At 61.8% G+C, this 12395-nt stretch carries 14 protein-coding genes; 5 read left to right on the plus strand and 9 right to left on the minus strand.

Translation table 11 applies throughout. The features are described from left to right. Positions 1-87: 87 nt before the first annotated feature. Positions 88-714: a class I SAM-dependent methyltransferase gene (locus AOT96_RS09280; RefSeq protein WP_197523630.1), complete on the minus strand. Its 627-nt coding sequence runs from the start codon at positions 712-714 to the stop codon at positions 88-90. Between the two features lie 105 nt (positions 715-819). On the opposite strand from AOT96_RS09280, the gene AOT96_RS09285 reads away from it, so the two are divergent. Then, entirely contained in the window at positions 820-1068 is a 249-nt protein-coding gene (locus tag AOT96_RS09285) for a DUF3253 domain-containing protein (protein ID WP_064443525.1), read from the plus strand. A gap of 42 nt (positions 1069-1110) precedes the next feature. Here the strand turns inward: AOT96_RS09285 and AOT96_RS09290 are convergent, their stop codons facing one another. The 5 genes from AOT96_RS09290 to AOT96_RS09310 form a co-directional block, all read right to left on the minus strand. Continuing rightward, positions 1111-2022, minus strand: a complete 912-nt coding sequence (locus tag AOT96_RS09290; protein ID WP_231917420.1) for an NmrA family NAD(P)-binding protein — start codon at positions 2020-2022, stop codon at positions 1111-1113. A 10-nt stretch (positions 2023-2032) separates the two neighbouring features. Then, positions 2033-2533 carry a hypothetical protein gene (locus AOT96_RS09295; protein ID WP_007735596.1) on the minus strand — a complete coding sequence of 167 codons (501 nt, stop codon included), beginning with the start codon at positions 2531-2533 and terminating at the stop codon, positions 2033-2035. 121 nt (positions 2534-2654) lie between these two features. Continuing rightward, positions 2655-3173 carry a MarR family winged helix-turn-helix transcriptional regulator gene (locus AOT96_RS09300; protein WP_003943230.1) on the minus strand — a complete coding sequence of 173 codons (519 nt, stop codon included), beginning with the start codon at positions 3171-3173 and terminating at the stop codon, positions 2655-2657. A gap of 71 nt (positions 3174-3244) precedes the next feature. Then, positions 3245-4687, minus strand: a complete 1443-nt coding sequence (locus AOT96_RS09305) for an amidase (protein WP_030537162.1) — start codon at positions 4685-4687, stop codon at positions 3245-3247. A gap of 38 nt (positions 4688-4725) precedes the next feature. Further along, entirely contained in the window at positions 4726-5952 is a 1227-nt protein-coding gene (locus AOT96_RS09310) for an MFS transporter (protein WP_065351629.1), read from the minus strand. 119 nt (positions 5953-6071) lie between these two features. On the opposite strand from AOT96_RS09310, the gene AOT96_RS09315 reads away from it, so the two are divergent. Both AOT96_RS09315 and AOT96_RS09320 read left to right on the plus strand, forming a co-directional pair. Next, positions 6072-6971: a LysR family transcriptional regulator gene (locus tag AOT96_RS09315; protein WP_065352809.1), complete on the plus strand. Its 900-nt coding sequence runs from the start codon at positions 6072-6074 to the stop codon at positions 6969-6971. A gap of 67 nt (positions 6972-7038) precedes the next feature. Beyond that, complete coding sequence (locus tag AOT96_RS09320; protein ID WP_065351630.1) at positions 7039-7527, plus strand: hypothetical protein; 489 nt, start codon at positions 7039-7041, stop codon at positions 7525-7527. Positions 7528-7590: 63 nt separating this feature from the next. On the opposite strand, the gene AOT96_RS09325 is transcribed toward AOT96_RS09320, so the two are convergent. The 3 genes from AOT96_RS09325 to AOT96_RS09335 form a co-directional block, all read right to left on the minus strand. After that, entirely contained in the window at positions 7591-8451 is an 861-nt protein-coding gene (locus AOT96_RS09325; protein WP_050654936.1) for an alpha/beta hydrolase family protein, read from the minus strand. Between the two features lie 186 nt (positions 8452-8637). After that, positions 8638-9564 (minus strand): LysR family transcriptional regulator, encoded by a 927-nt coding sequence (locus tag AOT96_RS09330; RefSeq protein WP_065351631.1) that lies wholly within the window; start codon positions 9562-9564, stop codon positions 8638-8640. Further along, positions 9561-10451: a LysR family transcriptional regulator gene (locus tag AOT96_RS09335; protein WP_007735587.1), complete on the minus strand. Its 891-nt coding sequence runs from the start codon at positions 10449-10451 to the stop codon at positions 9561-9563. The genes AOT96_RS09330 and AOT96_RS09335 overlap by 4 nt, the downstream gene beginning before the upstream one ends. A gap of 233 nt (positions 10452-10684) precedes the next feature. Here AOT96_RS09335 and AOT96_RS09340 point away from each other — a divergent pair, with 233 nt between their 5' ends. Both AOT96_RS09340 and AOT96_RS09345 read left to right on the plus strand, forming a co-directional pair. Beyond that, positions 10685-11557, plus strand: coding sequence for an ABC transporter permease (locus AOT96_RS09340; protein ID WP_065351632.1), 873 nt, complete (start codon positions 10685-10687; stop codon positions 11555-11557). 11 nt (positions 11558-11568) lie between these two features. Continuing rightward, positions 11569-12342 carry an ABC transporter ATP-binding protein gene (locus AOT96_RS09345; RefSeq protein WP_231917421.1) on the plus strand — a complete coding sequence of 258 codons (774 nt, stop codon included), beginning with the start codon at positions 11569-11571 and terminating at the stop codon, positions 12340-12342. Positions 12343-12395: the final 53 nt, after the last annotated feature.

Here is a 12395-nt window from a genome sequence, read left to right on the forward strand (position 1 = left end):
GGTGCTGAAAAAGCCGGGGAGTGACTCATCCAGCACACCACTCACACGAAATGAATGAAAGACAATTGCTCGCCCAGTCTCGATCCGCTATTCGACGCCGCGCCGGCTGGCAGTGATTGCGCCGTGCGGCCTGTAGCCGCTCCCCGTCCGGGTATGGGTCTCGATCACGTCGAAGCCCGCTGTGACCAGCACCTCGGCAAGTTCGGTCACCGGCCATCGATAACCAGTCGTCGCGGCGTGATCAAAAGGCTCTACGGTTGCGCCTTCGAAGAAGCCCACCAGCAACCCACCACCTGGGCGGATCACGCGCGCGAATTCAGCGAGCGGTGCCTCGATATCTTGCGGGTGATGGTGAATGAGCGAGTACCAGGACAGCACGCCGCCCAGTGAATTCGTTTTCGCGTCCAATGCCTCGAAGCCCCCGACCTCGAAGGAAAGATCCGGGTATTGGTTGCGTGCTCGTTCGACGAACTCGGGCACGAGATCGATCCCGCTCACAGCCAGCCCGGCCTGGGCCAGGAAGTCTGTCCACTGCCCCGGCCCGCACCCGGCGTCGAGTACGGGGCCGGTCAAAGTGGCAGCCCAGCTGGTCACCAGTGCCCGATCAGATACGTGCGTCGAATCCATCGAGCCGAAGAGGTCCGTGTACTCCTGGGATCTGGCCGAATACGAATCTCGGACTACGTCGCGGCGCGTTGCACTCGAATTCTCCACGCCGTCAATGATTATCGATGTGCACCATTCCTTCGCCACAACTCGCCGAACCGAAGGTTCATACTCTGTTGAAGGCCTACGGTCACGTCCGGAAACTGAGGTCATATGGTGGAAGAGAAAGAACTGGCGGCGAAGATCCGCGAACTACTCAGTGCCCGATCGGCCGAGTCGAGCATCTGCCCCTCCGACGTGGCCCGCGCAGCGGCACCCGACAATTGGCGTCCGCTGATGGAACCCGTCCGAGAGGCTGCCCGCCACATGGTGGCCCACGGCGAAGTGCAGATCACCCAGGGCGGCGAAGTCGTCGACCCGGAATCCGTACGAGGTCCGATCAGGATTCGGTGGGCTCGTTGATCAACCGCATGACTGCTGGCGGCACTGCTCTCGCAGCGTGAATCAGCGGAAACGGTCCAGATGCTCACGCAGGAACGCATCCAGGCTTCGTGGCTCACGCCCCAGGACACGTGCCACCGTGTCGGTGGGTGACTCCGGGCGCGAGACGGCAAGTTGCTGGATCTCCAGAATGTGCTCGGCCAGCCACGGAGGCATGTGGGCATGATCGACGAGGTCTTGCCGAAGTTCGTGCGGTGGCAGGTCGATATATTGGACGGGGCGATCGAGCATGCGGGTCAGAGAATCGGCGATGCCGCCGTAGCCGACTGCCTCGCTGCCCGTCAGGACGTAGGTGCCGCCGGCGAGGTCGGCGCGTGTGAGCACGGCCGCGGCGACGTCACCGATATCTCGGCAGTCGATCCAGTTGCACGGCGCGTCCCGCATCGCGCCCAGAATCACCCCTTGCGCAGCCACCGCCGGAGCCAGGAGCAACAGATTCTGCATGAACGCATAAGGGCGGAGCAGAGTGTGGCGGATCCCGGATGCGCGCAGGTGTTCACCGACAGCGTGGTGGCCGCGGGAGAGAGCGATGGGGGAGTCGGCCGCGGCGGCGGGGTCGGAGATCTTGACGATGTGTTCGACGCCGCTCTCGGCGGCTATGTCGATCACACGCGTTTCGAGCTCGACCTGTTCGAGTCCGTTGGCCATGGCGAGGAAAAGCTGTTCGGCCCCTTTGAAAGCCGTCCGTAGCGAAGTTGGGTCTGCGGCATCGGCCGGCACTACTTCGACCAAACCGTCGGCCAAGTCGCCGAGGTGGGCGCTCAGCCTGTCCGGGTCGCGGGACAGCGCTCGGCTCGGCACACCCGAGGATGCGAGACTGTGTAGCAACGCGCCGCCTGTGGTTCCGGACGCTCCCATGATGACGATCATCGTGTTCCTTTCGGTCTTCCCCGGGAAGCCGGGGATCGTTGACATGTGTTGTCTGTCAGGGATTCTGACGGCGCCATCGCCAGCTGACGATGACGGCAGCGACAGCGGCAGATATCGGTAGATCGAGTTGCAGGCGAGCAAGCCAAGCAGTGTCGACCACGCTCGTGTGAGCTGGTAGCCAACGGGAGGCGAACCACCCGACGAGACCAGCAATCACAGCGGCTCCGACGGCAAGAATTGCCGCCACCATGATGCGAGGCAGGGCCGTGGTCCACGGCCGTGACCTCCCGCGACGCAGCAGCCAGGAGCCGATCAGCAACGCCACCACTGCCGACGTGCCCGCGATGGACGTAAATGCCGCCATCGTGAGGCCCGATTGGCCGGATGCGACTCCGCCCGCACCCGCCATCAGCGCAGGGGCAAGGTAGGCGACCAGCACCTCTCTCCACAGGATGAAAGGTCGTGCGCCGCGACGATCGGCAACCGGGTCGAGTCGATTGGAATCGGTTATCTCCCTTTTGTTTTCGCGACGGATCGGTGGGGTGAGTCCGGACATGAAGGAGACCAACTTTCCGATTATAATTAGGTGGCTAACTATTTGGGCATGAAAAGAGAAATCTCTGTCGAGAATTGACGACGATTCGAATCGCTACGCGAATACTTGGAATCCCAGCCGACTACTCCGCAGTCAGCGCACCGATACCGCGAACGACCCGCGAGAGCAGATCCAAAAAAACCGCTCGCTCGTCGACAGTGAGCTCGTCGACCATTTCCTCGAGACGAGCAAAGTGTTCGGGCGCCATGTCACGTAAACGCTGAGCGCCGCGAGCAGTCAGGACGACCACCGCACCACGCCCGTCCTCCGCGGACGGACGTCGAGCGACCAAACCCTCCTGCTCGAGCCCATCGACCAAGCCGGTGACCGTGGCTCGCGAGACGCCGAGATCAGCCGCCAGACGTGAGGGAGATTTCTCCCCGTCGTGGTCTTCCAGATCCGCAAGCAGTCGGTAACGGCCGGTCGACAGCCCATACCTCGCGAAGTGAACCTCAGTCGCTCGACCGAGCCGCGCGCCCGCCGAGATCAGCCGCACCGCAACCAGCACCGCCTGCGGATCGGACCCGAGGCCGTAATGCTCCAACTGCCGCCGCGCCTGATCCAAAGTGGGTGAGTCGTGATCGGTTCCGTCCACTGCCATGCAACTAATATGGCACCTAACTACATTCTGGTCAACCCTCCACCAGAGCGCGTGTCAACGCCGAACAATTCCTACGGGGCCGCATGGCAGTCCGGGTGATTGCCGGGATAGGGCAGGACCTTCTCGAGAGCGAGACCAATCGCAAAGGCCGTTTGGTCGTCGTACGGTCGCGTAACTATCTGTGTGCCCGTGGGGATTCCGTTCCGAGCGAAACCGGTGGGGATTGTCAGCACCGGGCAGCTGCTCAGGATGTTGAAGGTGATTGCCGGTACAGCCTCGAGGTAGAACTCCAATTCTGTTCCAGCCACATTGATTCCGTGCCCCACGTAGTCGTCGCCGGCAAGAAAGCCCTCCGTCGCCACTGCCGGAGTGATCAACGCGTCATAGGTGTCGAACAGGGATCCGATCGACGAATACAGTTCGGCTTCGATCGCGAGTCCGTCGAGGAAAGTCGCGTCACCACGGGTGCGGCGTGCCCATCGCGCGAATTCCTTCGCGTACTCCGTGACTTTGTCGGGGTGCGCGGACGCTTCGGCGGAGATCGATGCACCGAACACGTGATCGTAGTGAATGGCGGCCGCACGCATGATTGCAGCGCGTGACAAGTCGACTTCGATGATCTCCGCGCGTGCGCCCAGCGCAGTGAGGGTGTCCACCAACTTGGCGGTGTTGGCGGCAACGTCCGGATCAACCGGCCAGTCACCCAACGCGGGGATCACGGCGATACGCATTCCTGTCAACGAATGCGTTGCGAGGCCGGACAGCGGCGATGCCGGTACATGCGAGGCAATGTCAGTGGAGGTCGGTCCCGCGATGACCGACTGCAGTGTGAGGCAATCACTTACGGTGCGAGCCATCGGACCGCAGTGGCAGTAGCGATCGAGATTGAATGGCGGATCGACGGGGACACGGCCGTGCGGTGGCTTGAACCCGACAATTCCGTTGAGAGACGACGGAGTTCGGATCGAACCTGCAACATCGGAACCGGTAGCCAAGTGCGTCATACCGGTGGCAAGTGCGACTGCCGATCCACCGGAAGACCCGCCGGAGGAGTATTTCGTGTTCCACGGATTGCGAGTGACGCCCCACAACTCGGACTGTGTGAACGCGGACGAGGAGAATTCGGGTGCCGTCGATCGCGCGTGGACGATGGCACCGGCGTCGATGATTCGCTGCACGAAAGTGGAAGTGTGAGTGGCGATCACATCCTCATAGACCTTGGACCCTTGAGTCCAAGGTTGTCCTTGCACCGGTTCATCCTCTTTCACCACAACGGGAACACCGGCGAGCGGAAGGCTGACATCCGAGCCGCGGGCGTAGTGGCGTTCCGCTGACTTCGCTTGTGCTCGTGCAGTAGCGAAGAAAGTGTGTCCCACTGCGTTCAAGGTTGGGTTGAGCGCCTCGATACGTTCGATGGTGGACTCGAGCACTTCCACCGGAGAAAGCGATTTGTCCCGGTAGCGTTCGAGCATCTCGGCCACATCCATGAATGCCGAAGCGGGTGTCTGGTGCATATCTGTTGTCCTGCCTCTATGAAGGTTTGTGTAGGCGATTAGGTTGTCAGTTCGCGCTTTGCCACGACGGGACTGCGGAATGTCGCGAGCAGCATTGCCAGAGTTGCGATTCCCGCGGCTGTCCAGAAGACCGTTTCGGAACCGGAGTGGTCGTGAATGCGTCCGCCCGCGAACGCACCGAGCGCGATGCTTGCATTGAAGACTGCAACCCACAGAGCAGAAGCGGCCTCGCGGTGAACGGGAGCTGCTTGTGCAATCCATGTTTGAGTACTCACCGATGCACCACCGTAGAAGAGGCCCCAAGCCGCCATGAGCAGAGCAGCTGCGATCAAGGTGGTAGCCGAGATCGGAAACAGGGCGAGTGTGACCGCTATTCCCACGCTGAGGCTGACGACCACCGCCTTCGGGGACTTTGCAGCGGACGGCCCGGCGATGAAGTTGCCGACGACACCGAATGCACCGTAGATCAGGAGCATTGTGCCGACCTGCGAAGCGTTCAACCCCGCGAAGAACTCCAGCCCCGGACGCACATAGGTGTACGCCGCGAAATGAGCGGTGACGATGAGCGCGGTAATCGCGAATCCGACCCGGACTCCTGGGTTCCGAAAGGCCGCCACGAGACTCCCGAGCGACAAGGCCCGATCAGCTGGCATCGTGGGTAGGACAGCGATCATGGCGATCGCGATCAGCGTCGCCGCGCAGCTGAGAGTCCAGAACGCCACGCTCCATCCGGCGACTGCCCCGATATACGTCCCAGCAGGGACACCGAGAACTGAGGCAACAGCGATTCCGCTGAAGATGATCGTGGTCGCCAACCCGACGGATCTGGAACCCACCAATTTGGGTGCCAGACTAGCGGCGAGTGCCCAGACTCCACCCATGCTCACGCCTAGAAGGACGCGAGCCACAGCGAGGACAACGAAGCTCGGAGCAAGGGCCGTGAGGGCGTTCGCCGCGGCGACTACAAGCATCAGAACGATAAGCGTCGACCGACGATCGAAGCGCCGGGTCACGATGGGCACAAACGGGGCAGTGGCCGCTGCCACCAATCCGGTAATGGCCAGTGAGAGCCCGATGGTCCCTTCACTTTCCACCAGAGCAGCACCGATCGGGGTGAGTAGCCCGACCGGCATCATCTCTGCCGCGACAACGATGAAGGTGGACGCTGCGATCAGCGCGACCGCAGCCCAGTGGTTCTCGATGGCGTGTGCGTGGGTTGAGGACGTGGGCGCGGGGCTGTTCTGCCCGGGCGCGGAATGTGGCATGTAACCAGAGAAGCTCCCACACGCCCAAGGATCAACGGCGAATCGCTCATCCAACCATTAGCTCAATTCATCGATGAGCCATGATGGAGTGGTCGAATGAGTCCAGGGTCGGAGTGAAAATGTCGGAGCCCCCGATGCGTGAGATCGAGTGCTTCCTCGTTCTCGCTGAAGAACTGCACTTCGGTCGCACCGGCGAGCGGCTGTTCATCTCCCAGAGCCGAGTGAGTCAGCTGATCAGCGCGTTGGAGCGTCGTATCGGCACCAGCCTGGTGGCGCGCACCAGTCGCCGCGTGCACCTGACTGAATTCGGTGCCGATTTTCTTGCGTCGTTGGCTCCCGCGCATCGTGCGCTTGTCGGAGTAATCGAGGACGCTCAGTCAAGAGCACGGAACATGCCGGCGCCGCTTCGGGTGGGTTTCCAAGGAGCAATTTACGATTCGATCGCGGCTGCTGTCTCTCGTTTCGAAATACAACATCCGCAAACATGCGTGACCATCAAAGAATTACCCCTGGGTGATCCGTTCAGTGATGTACTCGCCGGGCGAATCGATGCGGCAGTGGCCCTTCTCCCCGTAGATGAGCCGGAACTGACAACCGGGCTCGTCTTTTCTCGACAGCCCCAGACCCTCGCCGTCTCAGTCCATCACCCGTTCAGCGAACTGGGCGTGATCGACGCCGAGCAGTTGGCGCAGATCTGCCTGGTACCCATCACCGGCCCCGCCCCCGACTATTGGCAGCGTGTGAATTCCCCGAGCACGACGCCGGGCGGAGCCACGATTACCACGCAGGGTGGGGCGAGCACCGTTCAGGAAGGCCTGTCGCAGGTCGCATTCAGTCAGGTCGGCCTCATCCTCTGCGCTGCGACCGCTGCATACAGCCAGCGCTCGGACATCACATTCGTACCGATCAACGGATTACCCGAATCTGCTTTGGGTCTCGTGTGGCGTACCGATCTCGAAAGCCCACGACTTCGCGCTTTCGCGAAAGCGATCGAGGAAGCGCACACCTGTCCCTCCTGACGTCGATCAGTAAGTCGCGGAAGGAGTCCGGGGCATTGAGATGCATCGTGTGTGAGATGATCGCGCCATGTCTGCGATCACCGACTACTTCACCGCGCGCACGGATGAGCATGCCACCTCTGCCCTCGCGGGACTCGTCGACTTGGAACCAGAGGTGATGGAGGCGAACGCAGCTTCTCGCCCGCGGGTCCAGTTGGCTGCGAGTGGGACTCCAGTTCTGCAGGCGAAAGGCGTCGATCCAGTTGTCGCGCTCGGCCGACTGGAAGCAGCCCTCACCGCTCGCCCCTACGACGAAGTTGCAAAAGGTCCACGCTGCGGGAAACTCGTCGCGATGAGCGACGACGGCGACACCCTCGTGCTCACGGTTACCGACGAATTACGCTATGCACTAGCGGAATTGAACGCTGACGGTGTCGCCGCCGCTGCGGCGGCCTGGGCAATCGACGAGACGAGTGAACCGTCGGAGGACTCAGTGCCGTTCCTGACCGCCTTCGCCGAACTAGCGACCAGAGCTGTGGCTCAGGGCGAACGGATGTACGGCTACGTCGTCATCTGAGCTTCGCGACTCCGCCGACCTGATTGGAAGGCTGTTCGTCTTCGACAACTCCGGATCTGACCGTCACCCCGGGATCTGCATGGCCAGATCGTTGCGGTCGAAATCGGAGAACTGCTGGGTGTCAGTGCAGTATCCACAGCTCGCTCCGAAGAACTCGGTGCGGGCGTTCGGATCGTCGAGTAGCCAGTACCGCAGCCACGCCGTGCTCGGACCGCGCATATCGCCACCGGTGATCGCCGTACCGAAGTGCGTGGCGCCGCGCAGTTCCAGATACTCGGCAGGCACGTGGTCGGCGTCCTCGTACATCGCCCGCACGATCGCCGGCCAAACGATTGCGTCGGCCTGGCCGGCCAGATAGAGAACCGGCTCGTCGATGAGATCGACATCATTGAGCGGGCCTGGTTGGATCGCGACGGCGGTGTCGACGCGGTCGTCGATCGCCGCGTTGATCGCCGCAGACCCGCCCTGCGAGTGCCCCACCGCACCAATGTGTTCCAGGTCGACTTTGCCGTAGAAGACACTCGACGGGCTGGCCGCTTTGTCCGCGATGAGGTCGATTCCCGACCGCATGGTGATGGCGAAATTGCTTGCCGGTGTATTGGCGGCGACCACGATGAATCCGTGGCTGGCGTAGTGGCGCAACAAGGAGGTGTACGCACCGGGGAGCACACCGGTCCCGTTCCCCCAGATCACAACAGGGTGCTTCTCGCCGCGCGCGCCGAGCTGGCGCGGGTAGTACAGAGTGTGCACCAGCCCGATCGAGACGTTCGGCGTGTACGGCCCTGCACTCGCCCAATCGTGCCCGACGCTCGGGATGCCGGGCGCATCGGCAGCCGCTGTTCCGGTTGCGCCCGTGAGTCCTAGCGTCGCGCACAACGCAACCGCCGCTGCAGCATTCACGAAATGTTTCAGAGACTTTCGCATGAAAGTCAACCTTTCGAAGTTGATCCGGAGTGATGTGTATTACATATTCACGGGAAGGCAACCCGTCGGCTTTGTTTCAGGAAACGGACTATCCCAGAAGTGTTGTGTCTGCGGACAAAATCATCGTTCTCGGTGGATGCCCGGGCGACGCGAATACCCAGAGCGCAAGGTCCAGTTCGCCTCGGCCTACGGCTTCCGCGCGGATTGCTCGGCACACAGCCGTAGGAAATGTTCGACGATCTGCGTGTTCTGGCCGTCCCTTGCCACGGCTGCGATCTTCCGTGGTGGCAGTTCGAATATCTCGCCCACAGTGCACCCGCGTTCGGATGCTCGCTCGGCACTGGAGAGTTCGAGGATGACAGCACCGATCCCTTCGTACGCGAAATCCGCGAAGGCATCGCGGTGCTGTGACCTCATCACGAATGCGTGGTCGATTCGCGGTTCGATCGACCGCAGATGGCGATAGACATCGGAAGTTTCGAACCGTGGTGCGACAACCAAGCCGATGCGCATGAGATCTTCGCCGATGAATACCCCGTCCACCGGTGGCGGGGTACCGGGCGGGCAGACGAGCCGCAACTTGTGGTCCGGAAGGCGCACCGTGCGCGTCCCGGGAACACCGGTGGGCAGCGACTCCATTATTGCCACGTCAGCGGTGCCTGCCATGACCGGGTGAATCGCATCGGCCACGGACGACCCAGGCGGATCCGAGATGGTGATCCTCAGGTTCGGCACCTCCGTGCGCAGCGCTCCGAGCAGTACCGCTGCGGGATCGTCCGCAAGGCTCGCTGTCGTGGCAACACTGAGGTGGGGGACTGCTGACAGTAAGAACTCGCGCTCGACCACTAATCGGTCGAGCGCGGCCAGCGCTTCGCGTGCTGGATCGATGAGATTCCGTCCGCGCGCAGTCAGCGTCGCGCCGGTCCGGCCTCGATTGAAAAGCCGTCCTCCGAACCGTCTTTCGAGCCGCGCAATTGATTGAGAGACGCTCGATGTTCCCGTGAACTGATTTGCCGCTGCCGCCGTGATACTGCCGTGTTCGACGACGGCAAGGAAGTCTTGTAGCTGCCGCGGATCGATTCGCGGGGTGGCGGACTCTCCGAACTTGCTCATCCGGCGTTCCCCATTCCACCTTCGTCACGTAATCGGCTGGTCGTCTCGATAAACGCTTGTGCCGCAGGCGATGGCGTCGAACCGTGGAACATCCAGATATCACGAGTGAGCGGGGGCCGAGTACGACACAGCACCACACCTTCTCCGACTGTATCGGCGACAGATTCGGGAAGGAAAGCGACACCGACTCCCGCGCGTACAAGTGGGATCATCGAAGCCACAGAGATAGTCTCCGCAACCACCGCCTCGTCCACAGTGCCTTCGCCCAGGCGTTCCGCCAACAGTCGCCGAGTGACATCGTCACGCGGGCTGGTGATCAATCCGATTCGCAACAGATCCGTCAACGCCGCTGCCCCCTCGCCTTCACTTCGTGCGGCCGGCACCAGCGCAACGATTTGTTGCCGGCCGAGAAGGATACGTTCAACGCCCTCGTCGAACACCTCGTCCACCCCGAGCCCAATATCAGCCTGACCCGAGGCGACCACCGTTCCGATTCCGTCGGTGTCGTTGCTGAGCATCGTCACCGCAACGTTCGGAAACTTTCTTTTGAACGCACCCAGGGCCGTGGCCGCTGGATCACGCGCCAATGTTCGCGGACACACGACCGTCAGCCGACCCCGCTGCACGACGTTCAATGGATGCAAAGCGTGATCCAAATCCCGGTATGCCCGAAGTACTTGGGCCGCCGGACCTGTGAGATCGCGTCCAGCGTCGGTCAGGGTGACTCCCCGCGATCCACGGCGGACGAGCGTCAGGCCGCACTCTTTCTCCATCCTGGCCAGAGCCTCCGAGATTGTCGGCTGGCTGACCCCCAGTCCGCGAGCAGCAGCGGAAATGCTGCCCCGATCAGCAAGGGCGAGAAAGTATTCCAGATGACGCCGGTCCATTGGGGTTCCCTTCTCGTGGAAGTCATCGCGCGCGCCCGATTTTGCGCCCGTCAGGCATAGGGAAACCCTATGGCATACCTCTCGAATGTGGCGTAGACGGGAAGAAGAATCCCGTGATCTGCTTCACATATGAACGCAGTGAGCAACAACCCGGGGAGCTTCGACCAGAGGCACCCGTCTGCTTTTGTCGAGCACCTATCGCCGCCTGCGAGCACTACGGAGGAGGCGCCGAAATGACCGAAACCATCACCGCAAGTTCGCCATCCGGTGCTACGTCGCTCCGTTCCGTGAGGCGGGCGCGCTCTGAGCCGAAGCCCGCTCGACAGCGTCGATCCGGTACGCGACTCACCATCGGGGTACGACTGGCCCAGGTCGCGCTGCTTCTGGTCCTACTCGGAGCGTGGCAGCTCGTCGCATCGCACGGTTGGATCGAGCCAGTTCTGGCCAAAACGCCAGGCGAGGCCTGGGCCTACTTCACCGCAGCAGTGCAGTCGGGCGAGATTTCGTCGAACTTGCGTGCCACGATGACTGCCGTCGTGATCGCGTGGATCCTCGCCAGCGCAGTCGGGGTGGCGGTCGGACTCTCTCTCGGACTGCTTCCGACCCTCGAACGCATCATGAGTCCGTTCCTGGATGCGGCGAATGCCATGCCACGTCTTGCGCTGGCGCCTCTGCTTATCGTCATCTTCGGGATCACGATGACGGCGAAGGTCGCTCTCGCGTTCACACTCGTCTTCTTCATCGTCTGCTCGAGTGCACGAGCCGGTGTGAAGTCGGTGGACGACGAATGGCTCCGACTATCCACTGTCCTGAATGCCAGTAAGACACAGGTGTTCTGGCACATCCTCCTCCCCGTCGCAACACCTGGCATTTTTGCCGGTCTTCGGTTGGGGCTGATCTATTCGCTACTTGGCGTTGTCGGTTCGGAACTGATCTCGTCACGGGACGGGCTGGGCCAGCTTGTGTCGATCTACTCGGCCCAGTTCCGGATGGAAGCGGTCTACGCGATCCTCATACTTCTCGCAATCGTCGCAGTCGTCCTCAACCAGGTCATGAACTTCGCCGAGCGCTACCTCCTTCGGTGGCAGCCGCCGGCTCGACGATGACAGGAATCATCATGGATACCAACGTGATTACACCCGCCGTACAACTCGACGGACTGACGATATCCTTCCCCTCACCCGACGGGTCGACGAAAACTGTGGTCGACAATCTCGACCTCACCATCCCTCGCGGACAGTTCGTGAGCTTGGTCGGCAGGAGCGGTTGCGGAAAGACCACTCTGCTCAACGCGCTCGCTGGATTGGTGGACGCAACAGAAGGGAAGACTGAGGTCCTCGGCACTACACCATTCGACGCTCGTTCTCGGATGGGCTTCATGATGGCCCGAGATGCGCTGTTCCCGTGGCGAACAGCGCAGAAGAACGTGGAGTACGGTCTCGAATTGAGGGGAGTACCCAAGGCGGAGAGACGAACTCAATCAGAGCGCTGGCTTGCGGCCGTTCAAATGTCCGAGGCGTCACGGCTGTGGACTTGGCAACTCTCCCAAGGGATGCGCCAGCGTGTCGCGTTGGCCCGAACGTGGGCACTGGATCCGGACATCTTGTTGATGGACGAACCCTTTGCCGCCCTCGATGCGCAAACCCGAGTCGAAGTACAGCGAGAATTCCTCGAGCTTTGGCAGTCCGAGGTCGGCCGGACGGTCATCTTCGTAACCCACGACCTCGGCGAAGCCATCTGTCTGTCCGACCGCGTTCTGCTGCTCGGGGCCGGCCGGGTGATCGACGACGTCAGCATTGACATCGAACGCCCCCGCGAACTCGAAACCCTCACCGCCGAACCTCGATACATCGAAATCTTGAACCGGCTGCGTGGTCAGCTCGACCACTGATGTGCCCAGCCAACTCAGATTGATTTCTGATGCGCCCAGCCATCAAGGAACAG

This window comes from Rhodococcus sp. 008 (assembly GCF_001682295.1).
GTDB classification, from domain to species: domain Bacteria; phylum Actinomycetota; class Actinomycetes; order Mycobacteriales; family Mycobacteriaceae; genus Rhodococcus_F; species Rhodococcus_F qingshengii.

Coding starts and splice junctions, on each gene's coding strand:
- AOT96_RS09285 (WP_064443525.1), top strand. CDS start 820: ATGGTGGAAGAGAAAGAACTGGCGGCGAAGATCCGCGAACTACTCAGT.
- AOT96_RS09290 (WP_231917420.1), bottom strand. CDS start 2,022: ATGTCAACGATCCCCGGCTTCCCGGGGAAGACCGAAAGGAACACGATG.
- AOT96_RS09295 (WP_007735596.1), bottom strand. CDS start 2,533: ATGTCCGGACTCACCCCACCGATCCGTCGCGAAAACAAAAGGGAGATA.
- AOT96_RS09300 (WP_003943230.1), bottom strand. CDS start 3,173: ATGGCAGTGGACGGAACCGATCACGACTCACCCACTTTGGATCAGGCG.
- AOT96_RS09305 (WP_030537162.1), bottom strand. CDS start 4,687: ATGCACCAGACACCCGCTTCGGCATTCATGGATGTGGCCGAGATGCTC.
- AOT96_RS09310 (WP_065351629.1), bottom strand. CDS start 5,952: ATGCCACATTCCGCGCCCGGGCAGAACAGCCCCGCGCCCACGTCCTCA.
- AOT96_RS09315 (WP_065352809.1), top strand. CDS start 6,072: ATGTCGGAGCCCCCGATGCGTGAGATCGAGTGCTTCCTCGTTCTCGCT.
- AOT96_RS09320 (WP_065351630.1), top strand. CDS start 7,039: ATGTCTGCGATCACCGACTACTTCACCGCGCGCACGGATGAGCATGCC.
- AOT96_RS09325 (WP_050654936.1), bottom strand. CDS start 8,451: ATGCGAAAGTCTCTGAAACATTTCGTGAATGCTGCAGCGGCGGTTGCG.
- AOT96_RS09330 (WP_065351631.1), bottom strand. CDS start 9,564: ATGAGCAAGTTCGGAGAGTCCGCCACCCCGCGAATCGATCCGCGGCAG.
- AOT96_RS09335 (WP_007735587.1), bottom strand. CDS start 10,451: ATGGACCGGCGTCATCTGGAATACTTTCTCGCCCTTGCTGATCGGGGC.
- AOT96_RS09340 (WP_065351632.1), top strand. CDS start 10,685: ATGACCGAAACCATCACCGCAAGTTCGCCATCCGGTGCTACGTCGCTC.
- AOT96_RS09345 (WP_231917421.1), top strand. CDS start 11,569: ATGGATACCAACGTGATTACACCCGCCGTACAACTCGACGGACTGACG.